Origin of the sequence: Rathayibacter sp. VKM Ac-2760, assembly GCF_009834185.1 — a bacterium.
In the GTDB taxonomy this organism is placed as follows: domain Bacteria; phylum Actinomycetota; class Actinomycetes; order Actinomycetales; family Microbacteriaceae; genus Rathayibacter.
Genome location: NZ_CP047173.1, coordinates 2,386,420 through 2,404,657 on the forward strand (window position 1 = coordinate 2,386,420; position 18,238 = coordinate 2,404,657).

Here is an 18,238-nt window from a genome sequence, read left to right on the forward strand (position 1 = left end):
GCGGGGCCGCCGGACTAGTGGCCGTGGCCGTGCGAGTCGTGCGAGCCGGCGCCGGTCTTGTGGGAGTGGCGGTTCGCCACGTCGCGGTAGCTCCACGTGACGAAGCCGAGGGCCGTGAAGGCGACGACGGCGATCAGCCCGTAGACGATGGTCGGCATCGGCAGCTCGGTGTGCGCTGCTTCAGCGAGGACGGTCGTCACGAGGGACATGCGGTGCTCCTTGGGATCAGGGGTGCCCGCTCAGGGCTTCGCCGAGTCTACCCGGACGGCGCCGCGGAGCGGGCCTCCCCCGCCCGGCCGCGGATCCGGCTAGGCCCGGACCTGCCCCGCGCCGCGCAGCAGCCACTTGGTGCTCGTGAGCTCGGGCAGCCCCATCGGACCGCGCGCGTGCAGCTTCTGGGTGGAGATGCCGACCTCCGCGCCGAAGCCGAACTCGCCGCCGTCGGTGAAGCGGGTGGAGGCGTTGACCATCACGACCGCGGAGTCGACCTCGGCGAGGAACCGCTCGGCGTTCCGCAGGTCGTTCGTGACGATCGACTCGGTGTGGTGCGTCGAGTAGCGGGCGATGTGCTCCATCGCCGCGTCCAGATCGTCGACGACGGCGACGGCGACGTCGAGAGAGTAGTACTCGGCCGACCAGTCCTCCTCCGTGGCGGGAACCGCGTCCGCGACGATCGCGAGGACGCGCTCGTCGCCGTGCACCGTCACTCCGGCGGCGGCGAGCCGGCCGAGCACGGGCGGCAGGAGGCGCTCGGCGGCGTCGCGGTGCACCAGCAGGGTCTCGAGGGCGTTGCAGGTGCTCGGCCGCTGGGTCTTCGCGTTGTGCACGATCTCGACGGCCCACTGCTCATCGGCGCTCGCGTCGAGGAAGACGTGCACCACTCCGGCGCCCGTCTCGATGACCGGGACCGTCGACTCCGTGACGACCGACTCGATCAGGCCGGCGCTGCCGCGGGGCACGAGCACGTCGACGTAGCCGCGTGCGCGCATCAGCGCCTTCGCCCCCTCGCGGCCGAAGTCGTCGACCGTCTGGACCAGCTCGGCGGGCAGGCCGACCGAGGCGATCGCCTCCTGGAGGAGCTCGACGAGGACGCGGTTGGTGTTCTCGGCCGCACTCCCGCCGCGGAGGATCACGGCGTTGCCGCTCTTGAGGGCGAGCGCGGCGATGTCGATCGTCACGTTCGGGCGGGCCTCGTAGATGGCGCCGACGACGCCGAACGGCACGCGGACCTGGGTGAGCGAGGCGCCGTTCGGCAGGCTCGAGCCGCGGACGGTCTGGCCGACGGGGTCGACGAGGCCGGCGACGGCGACCACGGCGTCCGCGAGGGAGCCGAGTCGAGCCTCGTCGAGCCGCAGGCGGTCCTGGAGGCCGGCGGTCATCCCATTCTCGCGGCCGTTCGCGAGGTCGAGCTCGTTCGCCGGGACGATGCGCTCCGCGGCGCCGCGGACCGCGTCGGCGATGGCGAGCAGGGCGCGGTTCTTGAGGTCGGTCGTCGCGCTGCGCAGCGAGCGCGAGGCGGCGCGGGAGGCGGCGAAGCGCTCCGTGAGCACGGTGCTGTCGAGGGTCGTCTGCGGCATCCGGCCAGTGTATTCGCAGACGACCGAGGGCCGAGGAGTCAGCCCTCCTCGGCGTCTCCCACCAGGTCGTCCTCGTCCGAGACGCGCCAGACGCCGCCCTGACGCTCGCGGTCCAGCTCGGCACGGGCGGCCGCCTTCGCGTCCATCCGCTCGAGGTAGTTGTCGCGGCGCTCGCTGCGGGTCTTGCGGTTGTTGTCGTCGAGGCGGAGGTCGGTGCCGCGCGGCGCGGTGATCAGCTCGGCGGTCGAGGTGAGCGTGGGCTCCCAGTCGAAGACGACGCCGTCGCCCGGGCCGATGACCACGGTGGAGCCGGCGACGGCTCCCGCCGAGAACAGACCGTTCTCCACTCCCAGCTTCGCGAGCCGGTCGGCGAGGAAGCCGACGGCCTCGTCGTTCGTGAAGTCGGTCTGCGCGACCCAGCGCTGCGGCTTGGTGCCGAGCACGCGGTAGACGTTCCCGTAGGAACCGCCCTCGACGCGGATCTCGTAGTCCTTCTCGTCGACGGCGCGCGGGCGGATCGTGATCCGCTCGACCTTCGGCTCGGCCGCGAGCGCCAGGCGGTGCTGCTCGACGATCTCGCCGAGGGCGAAGGTGAGCTGGCGGAGGCCGGAGTGGCTGACCGTGGAGATCTCGAACACGCGGTAGCCGCGGTTCTCGAGGTCGGAGCGGACGAAGTCGGCGAGCTCCTGGGCCTCCGGGACGTCGACCTTGTTCAGCGCGATCAGCTGCGGGCGCTCCAGCAGCGGCACCGTGCCCTCGCCGACCGGGTAGGCGGCGAGCTCGGCGAGGATGATGTCGAGGTCGGTCAGCGGGTCGCGACCCGGCTCGAGCGTGGCGCAGTCGAGCACGTGCACGAGCGCGGTGCAGCGCTCGACGTGGCGGAGGAACTCGAGGCCGAGGCCCTTCCCCTCGCTCGCGCCCTCGATCAGACCGGGGACGTCGGCGACGGTGTACCGCGACTCCCCCGCCTGGACGACGCCGAGGTTGGGGGCGAGCGTGGTGAACGGGTAGTCGGCGATCTTCGGCTTCGCCGCCGAGATGGCCGCGACCAGGCTGGACTTGCCGGCCGAGGGGAAGCCGACGAGCGCGACGTCGGCCACGGTCTTCAGCTCGAGGACGACGTCGCCCTCCCAGCCGGGCGTGCCGAGCAGGGCGAAGCCGGGGGCCTTGCGCTTGGTGGTGGCGAGCGAGGCGTTGCCGAGGCCGCCCTGGCCGCCGGGGGCGATGACGAAGCGCAGGCCCGGCTCGTCCATGTCGAGCAGCTCCTCGCCCGTGGGCGACTTGACGACCGTGCCGACCGGGACCGGCAGCTCGAGGAGCTCGCCGTTGCCGCCGGCACGGTGGTCGCCCATGCCGGGGCCGCCGTTCACGGAGGAGCGGTGCGGGTGCCGGTGGTAGGCGAGCAGGGTCGTGGTCTGCGCATCGGCGACCAGCACGATGTCGCCGCCGTGCCCGCCGTTGCCGCCGTCGGGGCCGGCCAGCGGCTTGAACTTCTCGCGGCGGACGGAGACGCAACCGTTGCCGCCGTGGCCGGCACGCAAGTGCAGCGTGACGTTGTCGACGAAGGTGACCATGGTGTGTTCCGTCCGATTCGGGTGGGGCGGCGCGGGAGTGCCCGGCGCCGGGTGCCGAGGAGCGGGAGGCTGGGCGGTGCGCTCCGGAGGAGCGGGGTGCCGCCGCAACGCGCAAGGGGCGAGCCGAAGCCCGCCCCTTGCGTCCTGTGCCTGCTCGGCCGAGGAGAGCTGCCTTAAGCGGCGGCCACCACGATGTTGACGACCTTGCGGCCGCCCTTCTGGCCGAACTCGACCGCACCGGCCGAGAGGGCGAACAGGGTGTCGTCGCCACCGCGACCGACGTTCGCGCCGGGGTGGAAGTGGGTTCCGCGCTGGCGGACGATGATCTCGCCCGCGCTGACGACCTGACCGCCGAAGCGCTTCACGCCGAGACGCTGCGCATTCGAGTCGCGACCGTTGCGGGTGGAGCTTGCGCCCTTCTTGTGTGCCATTTCTCATCTCCTCGAGACCGGGGGGCCGCAGCCCCGTGCTGATGTCCTGCGGAGCGATGGCTCCCGCCGCAGGTCAGCGAAGTGGAAGTGCTACTTGATGCCCGTGACCTTGACGCGCGTGAGGTCCTGACGGTGCCCCTGGCGCTTCTTGTACCCGGTCTTGTTCTTGAACTTCTGGATGATGATCTTCGGACCGCGGAGCTCCTCGAGCACCTCGGCCGTGACCGACACCTTCTCGAGCGCCGCGGCGTCCGAGGTGATGGAGTCTCCGTCGACGAGGAGCACGGCAGCCAGCTGCACGGTGCCGTTCTCGTCGGCCTTGATGCGGTCCATCGTCACGATGGTGCCGACCTCGACCTTCTCCTGCCGACCACCGGCGCGCACAACTGCGTAAACCACTTCTCGTACCTGTTTTCTCATCTGGACGGCGCTGACGCGCTGTCCGGGGCTTGTAAGGGCGGGGGTGACCCCGGTCTTCCCGGTCGTACCCGTCTCTCGTGCGAGACGAGGGGACCGGCACCGCGGCTCGCGCCCGGTGAGGGGCGGAGCGGCGACGGAAATCTGCGTGAGCACATGGATCGCGCCACACCAACGGTCAAGAGTACGGGATCCGTGCTCCCCGGTCAAACGCGCACCGCCCCGGAGGGGGTGCCGTCCGGCCGACGACCCCGCCACGATAGTGCAGGCCGCCGCGCGGATCGGTGAGGCGCGCCGCCTACGATCGACGGATGGCGATCCTCCTCGACGCGGCGCGGTGGCCCGCGCACGGCACCCTCTGGGCGCACCTCGTCAGCGACAGCTCGCTGGAGGAGCTGCACGCGTTCGCGCGTCGCGCCGGGCTCCCGGAGCGCGGCTTCGATCTGGACCACTACGACGTCCCGGCGGAGCGCCGCCAGGAGCTGCTCGCCGCGGGCGCGGTGGCGGTGGGCAGCCGCGAGCTGGTCGAGCGGCTGCGCGCGAGCGGACTCCGCGTGAAGGGCCGTGATCGCGAGACGGAGCGGGCCCGGCGCCGGCTCTCGCCGGGCACCGGGCCCTCCTGATCCGATCCGTCGCGGCTACTGTGCGCGGCGCGGCGTCTGCTCGGGGACGACGGCGACGCCGGTGAGGGCGGCCGTGGTGACGCGGCGGCTCTTCGCTCGGCCCTGGCCGGGCTGCTTCGGCGCGGGCAGCGCGTCGAGGACGGAGTCGAGCAGGTGCTCGGCGACCTCGCTGCGGACCCGGCGCTCGGCGACGGGCGCGGGCGGGATGGGGATGTCGAGGATCGGGACCACGGGCGTCTCGACCGGCTCGGGAGTGCTGTCCTGCGCGGGGGCCTGCGCCTCCGGCTGCTCGGTCGACTCCGGCGCGTCCTGGCGCGGCTCGCGGTCGCGACCGCGGCGGCGGCGCTCGCCCCGGGCCGGGCGCTCCCGGCGAGCGGAGGAGTCGCTGCGGCTCTCCTCCGACTGCTCGCCGGGCTGCTCCGCGGGCTGCTCCGTCGACCGCTCCGGGGCCTGCGCCTCGGCCTCGGCCGCCGTGGCGTCGTCGACCAGGGCGGCCGCCTCCTCGGCGGCGTGGCGGACTGCGGCCGGGTGGATCGTGCTCGCGGCGATCTGAGCGAGCGCGTTCTTCGCGTCGTCCGTGATCGCGTGCGTGCTGACCGGCTTGGCGCCGTTCTGCGAGCCCGAGCCGTTCTGCGCGCCGGAGCCGTTCTGCCCGCTCGAGCCGGTGCGGCCGTTCGAGGACTGCTCGTTCGGCTTGCCGCCGCGGCGGCGCTCCTGCTGGGGAGCGGTGGTGGAGCGGTGCTTGACGACCGGATCGTGCTGCACGATGACGCCGCGTCCCGCGCAGACCTCGCAGTTCTCGCTGAAGGTCTCGAGGAGACCGAGGCCGAGCTTCTTGCGGGTCATCTGCACGAGGCCGAGCGAGGTGACCTCGGCGACCTGGTGCTTCGTCCGGTCGCGGCTGAGGCACTCGACCAGGCGTCGGAGCACGAGGTCGCGGTTGGACTCGAGGACCATGTCGATGAAGTCGACGACGATGATGCCGCCGATGTCGCGCAGCCGGAGCTGGCGGACGATCTCCTCCGCGGCCTCGAGGTTGTTCTTGGTGACCGTCTCCTCGAGGTTGCCGCCGGAGCCGACGAACTTGCCGGTGTTCACGTCGACGACGGTCATCGCCTCGGTGCGGTCGATCACGAGCGAGCCGCCGCTGGGGAGCCAGACCTTGCGCTCGAGGGCCTTCTCGATCTGCTCCGTGATGCGGAACTCGTCGAACGCGTCCTGCTCGCCGGTGTAGACCTCGACGCGCTCGAGCAGGTCGGGGGCGACCTGGCTGAGGTAGAGCTCGATCGTCTCGCGGGCGTCGTCGCCGGCGATCACCATCTTCTCGAAGTCCTCGTTGAAGACGTCGCGGACGATCTTGATCAGCAGGTCGGGCTCGCTGTGCAGCAGCGCCGGCGCCTGGCCGGTCGCGGCCTTGGTGCTGAGCGCGGTCCACTGCGCGGTGAGGCGCTCGACGTCGACGGTCAGCTGCTCCTCGGTGGCGCCCTCTGCGGCGGTGCGGACGATGACGCCCACGTTCTCCGGCAGCACCTCCTTGAGGATCTTCTTCAGGCGTGCGCGCTCCGTGTCCGGGAGCTTGCGCGAGATGCCGTTCATCGAGCCGTTCGGCACGTAGACCAGGTAGCGGCCCGGGAGGGAGATCTGGCTGGTGAGGCGGGCGCCCTTGTGGCCGATCGGGTCCTTGGTGACCTGGACGAGCACGCGGTCGCCGGGCTTGAGCGCCAGCTCGATGCGGCGCGGGCCGCCGGCGTTGTTCGCGGCGTCCCAGTCGACCTCGCCGGAGTAGAGCACGGCGTTGCGGCCGCGCCCGATGTCGACGAAGGCCGCCTCCATGCTGGGCAGGACGTTCTGCACTCGGCCGAGGTAGACGTTGCCGATGAGCGACGCCTCCTGTGAGCGGGCGACGTAGTGCTCGGCGAGCACGCCGTCCTCGAGGACGCCGATGCGGATGCTGTCCTGCTTCGAGCGGACGACCATGACGCGGTCGACGGCCTCGCGACGGGCGAGGAACTCGGACTCGGTGACGACCGTGCGGCGGCGGCCGGCGTCCCGGCCGTCGCGACGGCGCTGCTTCTTCGCCTCGAGGCGGGTCGAGCCCTTGATGCGCTGCGGCTCGGTGATCAGCTCGGGCTCGCGGGTCTCTCGCTGCTCGCGCGGCTGACGGACGCGGACGACGGTGTTCTCGGGGTCGTCGGCACCGCCGCGGTCGCTCTCGCCGCTGCGGCGTCGCGAGCGTCGGCGGACGGAGCCCTGCTCCTCCGCCGGCTCGTCGCGCTCCTCGCGGACACCGAGGGGCGCACCGCGCGGGGGCAGCGGAGTGAGCTCGACGTAGTCCGGCAGGACCGGCGCCTGGAAGAGCAGCGACGGACTGGGCAGCGCCGGGCGGCGGGGAGCGGGCTCCTCCTCCGCGGAAGCCTCGGGCGACTCCGGCAGGGCGTCGAAGAACACGGCGCCGGTGGAGGCCGACTCGTCCGTGTCCTCGGCCGGCGTCTCCGCCGTCGCGGTGTCGGTGTCCGCGGCGTGCGTGTGCGCGGCCTCCGCGGTGGTGTCGGGCGTCTGCGTGCCGGCGGCGATCGTGTCCGACCCGTTCTGCTCGGTCTCGTTCGTGTCGATGATCGTTTCCCCTGTCGCTGATGCGCTCGATCCGGCCCGTCGGTTCGTCCGACGGCCACCGAAGAGGCGACTGATCTTCCTGGCCCCGCTGCGGGGCTCGTCGCGGTCCGGTTCGGATCCGCTCGTGCTGTTGTCTTCCACCATTCCTGGTGCACTCCTCGGCCGGGTCGTGCGCCGCGCCGTCGACCCGGATGCTGTTCTCGAGCGACGGGCCTCGGCCCGCCGCGAATCCTTCCGCTCCCCCGGTCCCGTCGCTCACGTGGCGCAGGACTCCGGTTGCAGCTTCTCCTCGGAACTGACTATCCGACACGGGTGATGCATCGCGCTCATTCGCGGAACGCTGTCGATCTCCTGTGGCCCGGTGCTCGCCCGGTAAACCTTCTTCGCGTCGACGCGGGATGAGCCGGGTCGACGCGACCGATTATCGCACGCATTCCCAGAGGCGCCGATTCCGTGCGTGCCATAATCCCCCGGTGTCCAGCGATACCGGGGTGACGAGCGCCCCCACTCAGCAGCGTCAGGCCGACCGGGAGCGGCGGCCGATCGCATTCGCGGTGCTCCTCGTGGTTCTCGGAGTGATCGGCTGGATCGCCGCGTTCGCGCTCACGCTCGACAAGTTCGCGTCGCTCTCGCCGGGGTCGGAGGCGCTCGGCTGCGACTTCAGCCTGCTCGTCCAGTGCAGCGCGAACCTGAAGTCGGCGCAGGGCGCGATCTTCGGGTTCCCGAATCCGCTGATCGGCGTCGCCGCGTGGATCGCGCCGATCGTCGTCGGCGCCGGGCTGCTCGCGGGGGCGCGCTTCGACCGCTGGTTCTGGGCGCTGTTCAATCTGGGGTTCGTCTTCGCGCTCGGCTTCGTCGGCTGGCTGATCGCGACCAGCATCTTCGCGCTCGGCACGCTCTGCCCCTGGTGCATGCTCACCTGGGCCGTCGTGATCCCCGGCTTCTGGCTGGTGACCCTGCGCAACCTCCGCGAGGGCGTGTTCCCGGTCCCCTCCGGCGTCAGCCGCTTCGCCGCCGCCGCCTACGGCTGGACGCCGTTCATCACGCTGGTCTGCTACCTGGCGATCGCCGTGATGGCGCAGGTGCGCCTGGACGTGCTGTCCTACCTCTGACGCTGCCGGGCCGACACCCGACGGCGCCCCCGGAGGCGGCGGATCTCGAGACGCCCGCTCCGCGGGCTACTCGATCACCAAGGTCCGGCGAGCACGCCCTCTACCGGTCGAGGAGCCGCGCAGCGGCGTATCCAGACCAGCCCGTTCGCAGACGGAGGATCTCGACACGCCCGCTCCGCGGGCTACTCAATCAGCATGTACCGCCTCGGAGGCGCATCCGGGAAAGCGCGTGTCAGCGCTTTCCCGTCGCCGAGCGCGGGACGCTTTGCGGAGCGCTACCGCCTACGAGAGCCGACCGCGGTTTCGCGGATTACCGCGAAACACCGCGGAGCGCGAGCTCGCGCGGCGGTTCGCCTTTCAGGCGAACCAGAGCGCGAGCTCGCGCTCCGCGGATTCAACACCGTCGGAGCCGTGGACGAGGTTCTGCTGGACCTTGAGGCCCCAGTCTCGGCCGAGGTCGCCGCGGATGGTGCCGGGGGCGGCGGTGGTGGGGTCGGTGGTGCCGGCGAGGGCGCGGAAGCCCTCGATGACGCGGTCACCGGCGATGCGGAGGGCGACGACGGGGCCGCTCTCCATGAACTCGACGAGGGGCTCGTAGAACGGCTTGCCCTCGTGCTCGGCGTAGTGGGCGGCGAGCAGCTCGCGGTCGGCTTCGACGAGCTTGATGTCGACGAGCGAGTAGCCCTTCGCCTCGATGCGGCGGAGGATCTCGCCGGTGAGGTTGCGGGCGACGCCGTCGGGCTTGACGAGGACGAGGGTCTCCTGGATGGCCATGCTTCAGCGGTCTCCTTAGGTGGGGGTGGGGTCGGTGGGCCCGTCCGCCGCGCGGCGGTTCTGGGAGTCGAGCTTGGTGCCGGTGACCATGCAGTACGCCCACAGGGCGACGAAGGCCGCGCCGATGACGAACATGACCGGGACCAGGGCACCGGTGGCCACGATAACGAACTGGAGGACCCAGCCGAGCCGGAAGCCGGCCGGCCGGTCGAGCAGCCCGAGCGTCGCGACGAGGGCGAGGCAGACCACCGCTCCCCCGACGAGGACGACCACCGGATCGGCGGCCTTCAGCCCGAAGGCGACGAGCGTCGCGAGGAAGACGATGACCGACTCGAAGCCGAGGACGATCGAGCCGAGGCTCTCGCGGACGGTCCGGGTGCGGCGCGGCCGGCCCGCCCTCACGCGCCGAGCCAGTTCTCGTCGCGGGCGACGGTGATCGTCCGGCCGACGAGGGTGATCGACCCGGTGACGAGCAGGGCGCCCTTGTCCGTGCGGGCGGCGAGGAGGCGGCCCGCGGTGAGCGCGCCGTCCGGGTCGTCCGCGACGCGGACCGACTCCGCGGGGAAGACGGTCCGCGCGAGGGCGGCGAGCTCCTCGGCCGGGACTCCGCGGTCGCTCGGCGCGGTGGTGACGATCAGCTCGTCGACGACCGGCATCAGCGCGCGCAGGATGCCCTCCGCGTCCTTCTCGGCGAGGACGCCGATGACCGCGGTGACGCGGTCGAAGTCGAAGTAGCGCCCGATCGCCGCGGCGAGGGAGGCGGCGCCGTGCGGGTTGTGCGCGGCGTCGACGACCGTGCGCGGCGACTGGCCGACGATCTGGAGGCGGCCGGGCGAGGTCGCCGCGGCGAAGCCCTCGTCGAGGACGTTCCCGGTCAGCTCCTGCGTGCCGCCGCCGAGGAACGTCTCGACCGCGGCGATCGCGACCGCCGCGTTCTCGGCCTGGTGATCGCCGAAGAACGGCAGCAGCAGCTGCTCGTAGCGGGTGACGAGACCACGGACGGAGACGAGCTGGCCGCCGACCGCGACGGTCGTCGACTCGACGTCGAAGTCGGCGCCCTCGAACACGATCGTCGACTCGGTCAGCTCGGCCGCCTGTCGCAGCACCGCCTCCGCCTCGCTCGTCTGCTTCGCCGACACCACGGCGGCCGCGGGCTTCACGATGCCGGACTTGGTGCGGGCGATCTCCTCGATCGTCGCGCCGAGCTGCCGGGTGTGGTCGAGCGCGATCGGCGTGAAGACGGCGACCTGCGCGTCTGCGACGTTCGTCGAGTCCCACTCGCCGCCCATGCCGACCTCGATGACCGCGACGTCGACCGGAGCGTCCGCGAAGGCCGCGTACGCCAGCACGGTGAGCGCCTCGAAGAACGAGAGCGGGCTCTCGCCCTGCCCGACGAGCTCGGCGTCCGTCATCGTGAGGTAGGGCTCGACGTCGATCCAGTTCGTAGCGAGGCTCAGGTCGGAGATCGGCTCGCCGTCGATGACGATGCGCTCGTTGAAGCGCTCGAGGTGCGGGCTGGTGAAGAGGCCGACCCGCAGCCCGTGGGCGCGGAGCAGGCTCTCGATCATCCGGCTGGTCGACGTCTTGCCGTTGGTGCCGGCGATCTGGATCACGGGGTAGGCCCGCTGCGGGTCGCCCATGTAGTCGACGGCCCGCCGGGTCGGCGCGAGTCGCGGGCGGGGGCTCGCCTCGCCGAGCCGCTTCAGCAGGCTCGCGTAGACGGCGTCGGCCGCCTCGCGCGCGAGCCGGGCGTCCTCCTCGGAGTAGCGGTCCTTGTCAGTCATCGGAGGCCTCCACCTTCTCGACGCGGATGATGGCGGTGCCGGCGGGCCCGAAGGTGATCGCACCCTCGCCGCCCTCCAGCGCCGTGGTGAGCGCGGCGAAGGCGAAGCCGGTCGCGAGGGTCTCCTCGGCGATCCAGAGCGCGTGCGGCTCGAGGGCCGCCATGCTCATCTCGTCGAGGACGATCTCGAGCTCGATCCGGTCGCTGACGTCGAGCCCGGCCGCCTTGCGGGCGTCCTGCACGGCGCGGATCAGGTCGCGGGCCAGGCCCTCGGCCTCGAGCTCCGGAGTCGTCGCCGTGTCGAGCAGCACGAAGCCGCCGCGGGGCAGCAGCGCGATCGCGCGGTCGTCGGCTCCGGAGCCGCCGACCTCGAGGGTCAGCTCGTACTCGCCCTCGACCAGCTCGACGCCGCCCGCGGTGACGACGCCGTCGGTCTCGCTCCAGTCGCCGGCCTTCGCCGCCCTGATCACGGTCTGCACGCCCTTGCCGAGGCGAGGGCCCGCGGCCCGGGCGTTGACGGAGAGGCGCGACGTGACCCCGTAGTCGGCGGCGCTCGACTCGACCAGCGGGACCAGCGACACCTCCTTGACGTTCAGCTCGTCGCGCAGGATGGCCTCGAACGGCGCCAGCTCGGCGGCGTCGGCGACGACCACGGTGAGGCGCGCGAGCGGCAGGCGGACGCGGAGGCCGGCCTGCTTGCGCAGCGACAGCGCCGTGGAGGAGATGCCGCGGACGGCGTCCATCGCGTGCACGAGCGACTCGTCGACCGGGAACTCGGCGGCGTCGGGCCAGTCGGCCAGGTGCACGCTCCGCCCGCCGGTGAGGCCCTGCCAGATCTCCTCGGTCATCAGCGGGAGCAGCGGTGCCGCGACCCGGCAGACGGTCTCGAGCACGGTGAAGAGCGTGTCGAACGCCTCCGTGCCGCGGCCCTCGGCGTCGACGCCCTGCCAGAAGCGATCGCGCGAGCGGCGGACGTACCAGTTGGTCAGCACGTCGGCGAAGTCGCGCAGCGCCGCCGCGGCGAGGGTCGAGTCGAGCGAGTCGAGGTGGCCGGTGACCGTCTCGATCAGGTCGTGCGTCTTGGCCAGCAGGTAGCGGTCGAGCACGTCCTCGGAGTCGGTGCGGCGCGCGGCCTCGTAGCCCTCGCCGGAGGCGTTGGCGTAGAGCGAGAAGAAGTACCAGGTGTTCCAGAGCGGCAGCAGCACCTGGCGCACGCCCTCGCGGATGCCCTCCTCGGTGACGACGAGGTTGCCGCCGCGCAGCACCGGGCTCGACATCAGGAACCAGCGCATCGCGTCGGAGCCGTCGCGGTCGAAGACCTCGGCGACGTCCGGGTAGTTGCGCAGCGACTTCGACATCTTCTGCCCGTCGTTGCCGAGCACGATGCCGTGGCTGACGACGTTGTGGAAGGCCGGCCGGTCGAAGAGCGCGGTCGAGAGCACGTGCAGCGTGTAGAACCAGCCGCGGGTCTGCCCGATGTACTCGACGATGAAGTCGGCCGGGTTGTGCGAGTCGAACCAGTCGGAGTTCTCGAACGGGTAGTGCACCTGCGCGAACGGCATCGAGCCGGAGTCGAACCAGACGTCGAGGACGTCGCTGATGCGGCGCATCGTCGAGCGGCCTGTCGGGTCGTCGGGGTTCGGGCGGGTGAGCTCGTCGATGTACGGGCGGTGCAGGTCCTGCGGACGCACGCCGAAGTCGCGCTCGAGCTCGTCGAGCGAGCCGTAGACGTCGATGCGCGGGTGGTCGGGGTCGTCGCTCTTCCAGACCGGGATGGGCGAGCCGAAGTAGCGGTTGCGGCTGATCGACCAGTCGCGCGCACCGGAGAGCCACTTGCCGAACTGGCCGTCCTTGACGTTCTCCGGGACCCAGGTGATCTCCTGGTTGAGCTCCTCCATCCGGTCGCGGACCGCGGTGACGCGGACGAACCAGCTGGAGACGGCCTTGTAGATCAGCGGGTTGCGGCAGCGCCAGCAGTGCGGGTAGCTGTGCTCGTAGCTGGCCTGGCGGAGCAGCCGGTGCCCGGCCTTGAGCAGCTGCGTCAGCGGCTTGTTGGCCTCGAAGACCTGGAGCCCCGCGACCTCGCTGATCTGCGGCAGGAAGCGGCCTCCGTCGTCGACGGAGATGATGACGGGGATGCCCGCCGCCTCGCAGACCTTCTGGTCGTCCTCGCCGTAGGCGGGGGCCTGGTGCACGATGCCGGTGCCCTCGCTCGTGGTCACGTAGTCGGCGACGAGGATGCGCCACGCGTTCTGCGTGCCCCACACCTCGGTGTCGGCGTAGTGGTCCCAGAGGCGGTCGTAGCTGATGCCCTCGAGCTCGCTGCCGCGGTGCGTGCGCGAGACAGCAGCCAGAGCGGCGGCGGCGTCCTCGTAGCCGAGATCCTTGGCGTAGGCGCTGACCTGGTCGATGGCGAGGAGGTACTCGGCGGCGAGCTCGCGCTCCTCCGGCTCGCCCTTGCCGTCGGCGGCGCCGTTCGGCCCGGCCGGGACGACCGCGTACTCGATGTCCGGGCCGACCGCGAGGGCGGCGTTGGTGGGCAGGGTCCACGGCGTCGTCGTCCAGGCGAGAGCGCGCACCGCGGTGAGGCCGAGCGCCTCCGCCGTCTCGCCGACGAGCGGGAAGGTGACCGTGACCGTCTGGTCCTGGCGCATCTTGTAGACGTCGTCGTCCATCCGCAGCTCGTGGTTCGAGAGCGGTGTCTGGTCGCGCCAGCAGTAGGGCAGGACGCGGTGGCCCTCGTAAGCGAGACCCTTGTCGTACAGGCGCTTGAAGGCCCAGATGACCGACTCCATGAAGGTGGGGTCGAGCGTCTTGTAGTCGTTGTCGAAGTCGACCCAGCGCGCCTGGCGGGTGACGTAGTCCTGCCACTCCCCCGTGTAGCGCAGCACCGACTCCTTCGCCGCGGCGTTGAACGCGGCGACGCCCATCTCCTCGATCTGCGACTTGTCGGTGATGCCGAGCTGCCGCTCCGCCTCGAGCTCGGCGGGCAGGCCGTGCGTGTCCCAGCCGAAGCGACGGTGCACCTGCTTGCCGCGCATGGTCTGGAAGCGGGGGAAGACGTCCTTGGCGTAGCCGGTCAGCAGGTGGCCGTAGTGCGGCAGGCCGTTGGCGAAGGGAGGGCCGTCGTAGAAGACCCACTCCTCGGCGCCCTCGCGGGCTCGGATCGACTCCTGGAAGGTGTCGTCGGCCTTCCAGTAGGCGAGGACCTTCTCCTCGATCTGCGGGAAGCGCGGCGACGCGGGGACGCCGCGGCCGAAGGCGGAGCCTTCGCGGGGCGCCTCGGCATCGCGGGGGGTGGGCGGGGTCAGGGGGTAGGTCACGTGCGGTCTCCTGGCAGTGCTGCTGGTCTGCACGAGGACGGCCCGCCCGGATCTCAGACCCCGGGCCGGGTCGCGGTACCACCTCGCTTGAACCGCCCAGGTGCGGCCCTCGCGGACTGTCCCTGGTCGTTCCCACTCGATCGGCTGTCACGGGCCGTCCCCGTCCGGGTCTACTGGGCCGCGGCCGGAGCCGGGCTGTTCTTCCGGAGACTCACCGGTGATGGCCGGGTCGATGTCGTCCAGCCGCTATCCTAGCGCCTCGGCCCAGGCCGGGCAGGGGCGGAGACGGTGATGGCGCGAGGCACGGGACGCGGACGGCCGCGGGCGTCCTCCCGCTCGATGCTCGAGGACGCCGCACTCGACCTCTTCGTCGAGCAGAGCTACGCCGGGACGACGGTGGAGCAGATCGCCCAACGCGCCGGCGTCTCGCGCAACACCTTCTTCAACTACTTCGCCTCGAAGAGCGACGTCTTCTGGGTGCTGGTCGACGACCGGCTCGCCGAGCTGCCGGCGGCGCTCGAAGCGACCTCGCCGGACGTCTCGACGATGGACGCTCTGCGCGGCGCGCTGCTCTCGGTCGGTGCGGGCTTTGGGCCGTCCAGCGTGCCGTGGGCGCTGACCCAGACCGAGCTGATCGGGAGCGTGCACGAGCTGCAGGCCTCGGCGCTCTCGCGGCTCGCGCGGCAGGCCGCGATCGTCGCGGAGTTCGTGCGCCTGCGCGCCGGGCGTCCGCTGCCCGCTCATGTGGCGCACGCGATCGCCTACGCGAGCGTCGGGGCGGCGGTCGCCGCAGTGCAGGCCTGGGCGGCGGCAGGTCCGACCCGCGGGGAGCTGGTGCCCTACCTCGACGAGGCGCTGACGCCGGTCTGCCGCGGTTTCGCGCCCGTCGTGGGCTGACCGCGCCCGCCGCCGCCGCGCCCCGCCCCGCGGTAGGATCGACGCGGCCGTGAGCGAGCAGCTCCGAGAGCCCCCATCCAGGCATCATCACCACCGACACGGTGCCGCCCACATCGAACCGGAGAACCATGACCGTCGCCGACCGCCTCCCCGCCAAGCCCGCCCTCGAGGGTCTCGAGAGCAAGTGGGGCCTCGTCTGGCAGACGGACGGCACCTACCGGTTCGATCGCACCGGGCTGACCCGCGCGGACGTCTACTCGATCGACACCCCGCCGCCGACCGCCTCCGGCTCGCTGCACATCGGGCACGTCTTCTCCTACACGCACACCGACGTCGTCGCGCGCTTCCAGCGCATGCGCGGCCGGAGCGTCTTCTACCCGATGGGCTGGGACGACAACGGCCTGCCGACCGAGCGCCGGGTGCAGAACTACTACGGCGTCCGCTGCGACCCGATGCTTCCCTACACGCCCGACTTCACGCCGCCGTTCGAGGGCGGGGACAACAAGAGCAGCAAGGCGGCCGATCAGAAGCCGATCTCGCGCCGCAACTTCATCGAGCTCTGCGAGCGCCTCACCGTCGAGGACGAGAAGCAGTTCGAGGACCTCTGGCGCACCCTCGGCCTCTCGGTCGACTGGTCGCAGAGCTACCGCACGATCGGCGAGGAGTCGCAGGCCGCCTCGCAGCGCGCCTTCCTGCGGAACCTCGCGCGCGGTGAGGCCTACCAGGCGCAGGCGCCGACCCTCTGGGACATCACCTTCCGCACCGCGGTCGCGCAGGCCGAGCTGGAGGACAAGGACCAGCCCGGCGCGTACCACCGCATCGGCTTCCACCGCGACGGCGCGGAGGACGTCTTCATCGAGACGACCCGGCCCGAGCTGCTGCCCGCCTGCGTCGCCCTCGTGGCGCACCCGGACGACGAGCGCTACCAGGGGCTCTTCGGCACGACCGTGCGCACCCCGCTCTTCGACGTCGAGGTGCCGGTGCTCGCGCACCACCTCGCGCAGAAGGACAAGGGCTCGGGCATCGCGATGATCTGCACCTTCGGCGACCTCACCGACGTCGTCTGGTGGCGCGAGCTCGACCTGCCCAACCGCGCGGTCATCGGCTTCGACGGCCGCCTGATCTCCGAGGCGCCCGCCGCGATCGAGAGCGAGGCCGGCCGAGCCGCCTACGCGCAGCTCGCCGGCAAGACCGTCTTCTCGGCGAAGCAGACCGTCGTCGCGCTCCTCACCGAGTCGGGCGAGCTGGTCGGCGAGCCGAAGCCGATCGTGCACCCGGTGAAGTTCTTCGAGAAGGGCGACAAGCCGCTCGAGATCGTCTCGACCCGCCAGTGGTACATCGTCAACGGCGCCCGCGACGCGGCGCTGAAGGAGCGCCTGCTCGAGCTCGGCCGCGACGTGCGGTTCGTGCCGGAGTTCATGCGCGTCCGCTACGAGAACTGGGTCAACGGGCTCGCCGGCGACTGGCTGATCTCGCGCCAGCGCTTCTTCGGCGTGCCGATCCCGGTCTGGTACCCGCTCGACGCCGACGGCAACCCGGTGTTCGACGCGCCGATCGTGCCCGACGAGTCGGCCCTGCCCGTCGACCCTTCGTCGGACGCCGCCCCCGGCTACTCGGAGGACCAGCGCGGCGTGCCCGGCGGCTTCCAGGGCGAGCTCGACGTGATGGACACCTGGGCGACCTCGTCGCTCACCCCCCAGCTCGCCGGCGGCTGGGAGCGCGACGACGAGCTCTGGCAGCTCGTCGCGCCGTACGACCTGCGCCCGCAGGGCCAGGACATCATCCGCACCTGGCTCTTCTCGACCCTGCTGCGCTCGCAGCTCGAGGACGGCCGCGCACCGTGGAGCAACGCCACCGTCTCCGGCTTCATCGTCGACCCGGACCGCAAGAAGATGTCGAAGTCGAAGGGCAACGTCGTCACGCCGGCCGGCATGCTCGAGCAGCACGGTTCCGACGCCGTCCGCTACTGGGCCGCCTCGTCCCGGCTCGGCACGGACGCGGCGTTCGACCCGCAGAACCCGACGCAGATCAAGATCGGCCGACGCCTGGCGATCAAGGTGCTCAACGCGGCGAAGTTCATCCACGGCTTCCCGCTGCCCGGGGGCGCGAGCGTCACCGACCCGCTCGATCTGAGCATGCTCGCGGCGCTCGACCGGGTCGTGGCGGACGCGACGACGGCACTGGAGAACTACGACCACGCTCGCGCCCTCGAGATCACCGAGGCGTTCTTCTGGACCTTCTGCGACGACTACCTGGAGCTGGTGAAGGAGCGCGCCTACGGCGAGGACGGCGCCTCCGCGGCCGCCGCCCTGCACCGCGCGCTCGACGTGCTGCAGCGGCTGTTCGCGCCCTTCATCCCGTTCGCGGTGGAGGAGACCTGGTCCTGGTCGCACGACGGCTCGGTGCACACCGAGTCCTGGCCGGAGCAGGGCGGGCTCGGCGGCGATCCTGCGGTCCTCGCGGCCGCCAGCACCGTGCTGACCGCGATCCGCCGCGCGAAGACCGACGCGAAGGCCTCGCAGAAGACGCCGGTCCGCTCCGCCGTCGTCACCGCGCCGGCCGAGCTCGTGGCGTCGCTGCGGCTCGCCGCGGGCGACCTCGCCGCCGTCGGCCGGATCGCGGCGCTCGACTTCGCCGAGGGCGACGCGCTCGCCGTGGCGATCGAGCTCGAGACCGAGCCGACCACCTGATCATCCGGAGAGCGGGCCCCGGCCCGCTCCCCCTTCTCGAGAGGAACGCCCCATGCAGCTCGGAACGCGCTGGCCGGTCGGCGGCGACACGCCGACCACCCTGCCCGAGATCGTCGTCACCGCCGTCCGCGACGTGGAGGGCGAGCTCGCCTCCGCCGGCACGGACAGCTCCGCCTGGCGCTGGACGCTGACCTGGCTCGAGGGCAAGCCGGTGCTCGAGCTCGACGACGGCACCACGATCACCTACCGTCCGGACGAGGACGCCGCCTACATCACCCAGCCGCAGGGCCGGGTCGAGGGCGAGGACGACGACGACTGGGGCTGATCCGACTCCGCAGGTTCTGACGCGGGTGGATCTCGATATGCGCGCTGCGCGCGCTACTCGATCAGCATGCTTCCGCCCGTAGTGCACGGGGGTTCCATG

15 protein-coding genes are annotated in these 18,238 nt (G+C 71.7%); 5 read left to right on the forward strand and 10 right to left on the reverse strand.

The window, feature by feature from the left end; genetic code table 11:
- Positions 1-14: 14 nt before the first annotated feature.
- The 5 genes from GSU72_RS10820 to rplU form a co-directional block, all read right to left on the reverse strand.
- A complete protein-coding gene (locus tag GSU72_RS10820) occupies positions 15-209 on the reverse strand; it encodes a hypothetical protein (RefSeq protein WP_123445826.1) in 195 nt (64 codons plus the stop codon).
- Positions 210-308: 99 nt separating this feature from the next.
- Entirely contained in the window at positions 309-1,577 is a 1,269-nt protein-coding gene (locus GSU72_RS10825) for a glutamate-5-semialdehyde dehydrogenase (protein WP_159985021.1), read from the reverse strand.
- 38 nt (positions 1,578-1,615) lie between these two features.
- On the reverse strand, positions 1,616-3,151 hold the full coding sequence (obgE, locus tag GSU72_RS10830) for a GTPase ObgE (RefSeq protein ID WP_159985022.1): 1,536 nt from the start codon (positions 3,149-3,151) through the stop codon (positions 1,616-1,618).
- A gap of 173 nt (positions 3,152-3,324) precedes the next feature.
- Positions 3,325-3,582 carry a 50S ribosomal protein L27 gene (gene rpmA / locus GSU72_RS10835; protein WP_159985023.1) on the reverse strand — a complete coding sequence of 86 codons (258 nt, stop codon included), beginning with the start codon at positions 3,580-3,582 and terminating at the stop codon, positions 3,325-3,327.
- A gap of 90 nt (positions 3,583-3,672) precedes the next feature.
- Positions 3,673-3,981, reverse strand: a complete 309-nt coding sequence (gene rplU, locus GSU72_RS10840; RefSeq protein WP_123445822.1) for a 50S ribosomal protein L21 — start codon at positions 3,979-3,981, stop codon at positions 3,673-3,675.
- A 329-nt stretch (positions 3,982-4,310) separates the two neighbouring features.
- On the opposite strand from rplU, the gene GSU72_RS10845 reads away from it, so the two are divergent.
- The gene (locus GSU72_RS10845) at positions 4,311-4,622 is read left to right on the forward strand and encodes a DUF4031 domain-containing protein (RefSeq protein ID WP_159985024.1); all 312 of its coding nucleotides are present in this window, start codon (positions 4,311-4,313) and stop codon (positions 4,620-4,622) included.
- 15 nt (positions 4,623-4,637) lie between these two features.
- Here the strand turns inward: GSU72_RS10845 and GSU72_RS10850 are convergent, their stop codons facing one another.
- Positions 4,638-7,379 (reverse strand): Rne/Rng family ribonuclease, encoded by a 2,742-nt coding sequence (locus GSU72_RS10850; RefSeq protein ID WP_159985025.1) that lies wholly within the window; start codon positions 7,377-7,379, stop codon positions 4,638-4,640.
- A 329-nt stretch (positions 7,380-7,708) separates the two neighbouring features.
- Here GSU72_RS10850 and GSU72_RS10855 point away from each other — a divergent pair, with 329 nt between their 5' ends.
- Entirely contained in the window at positions 7,709-8,347 is a 639-nt protein-coding gene (locus GSU72_RS10855) for a vitamin K epoxide reductase family protein (RefSeq protein WP_348272755.1), read from the forward strand.
- 357 nt (positions 8,348-8,704) lie between these two features.
- On the opposite strand, the gene ndk is transcribed toward GSU72_RS10855, so the two are convergent.
- The 4 genes from ndk to ileS are packed head-to-tail and all read right to left on the reverse strand — an operon-like array spanning position 8,705 to position 14,227.
- A complete protein-coding gene (ndk, locus tag GSU72_RS10860; protein ID WP_159985027.1) occupies positions 8,705-9,121 on the reverse strand; it encodes a nucleoside-diphosphate kinase in 417 nt (138 codons plus the stop codon).
- A 15-nt stretch (positions 9,122-9,136) separates the two neighbouring features.
- Positions 9,137-9,523: a DUF4233 domain-containing protein gene (locus GSU72_RS10865; protein WP_244255764.1), complete on the reverse strand. Its 387-nt coding sequence runs from the start codon at positions 9,521-9,523 to the stop codon at positions 9,137-9,139.
- On the reverse strand, positions 9,520-10,905 hold the full coding sequence (locus tag GSU72_RS10870) for a folylpolyglutamate synthase/dihydrofolate synthase family protein (RefSeq protein ID WP_159985028.1): 1,386 nt from the start codon (positions 10,903-10,905) through the stop codon (positions 9,520-9,522). Before GSU72_RS10870 ends, GSU72_RS10865 begins: the two co-directional genes overlap by 4 nt.
- Complete coding sequence (gene ileS, locus GSU72_RS10875; RefSeq protein ID WP_159985029.1) at positions 10,898-14,227, reverse strand: isoleucine--tRNA ligase; 3,330 nt, start codon at positions 14,225-14,227, stop codon at positions 10,898-10,900. Before ileS ends, GSU72_RS10870 begins: the two co-directional genes overlap by 8 nt.
- Before the next feature lie 291 nt (positions 14,228-14,518).
- Between ileS and GSU72_RS10880 the strand changes: the two genes are divergently transcribed.
- The 3 genes from GSU72_RS10880 (at position 14,519) to GSU72_RS10890 (ending at position 18,139) form a co-directional block, all read left to right on the forward strand.
- A complete protein-coding gene (locus GSU72_RS10880) occupies positions 14,519-15,124 on the forward strand; it encodes a TetR/AcrR family transcriptional regulator (RefSeq protein ID WP_159985030.1) in 606 nt (201 codons plus the stop codon).
- Positions 15,125-15,252: 128 nt separating this feature from the next.
- Positions 15,253-17,814, forward strand: coding sequence for a valine--tRNA ligase (gene valS / locus GSU72_RS10885; protein ID WP_159985031.1), 2,562 nt, complete (start codon positions 15,253-15,255; stop codon positions 17,812-17,814).
- Positions 17,815-17,866: 52 nt separating this feature from the next.
- On the forward strand, positions 17,867-18,139 hold the full coding sequence (locus tag GSU72_RS10890) for a hypothetical protein (protein ID WP_159985032.1): 273 nt from the start codon (positions 17,867-17,869) through the stop codon (positions 18,137-18,139).
- Positions 18,140-18,238: the final 99 nt, after the last annotated feature.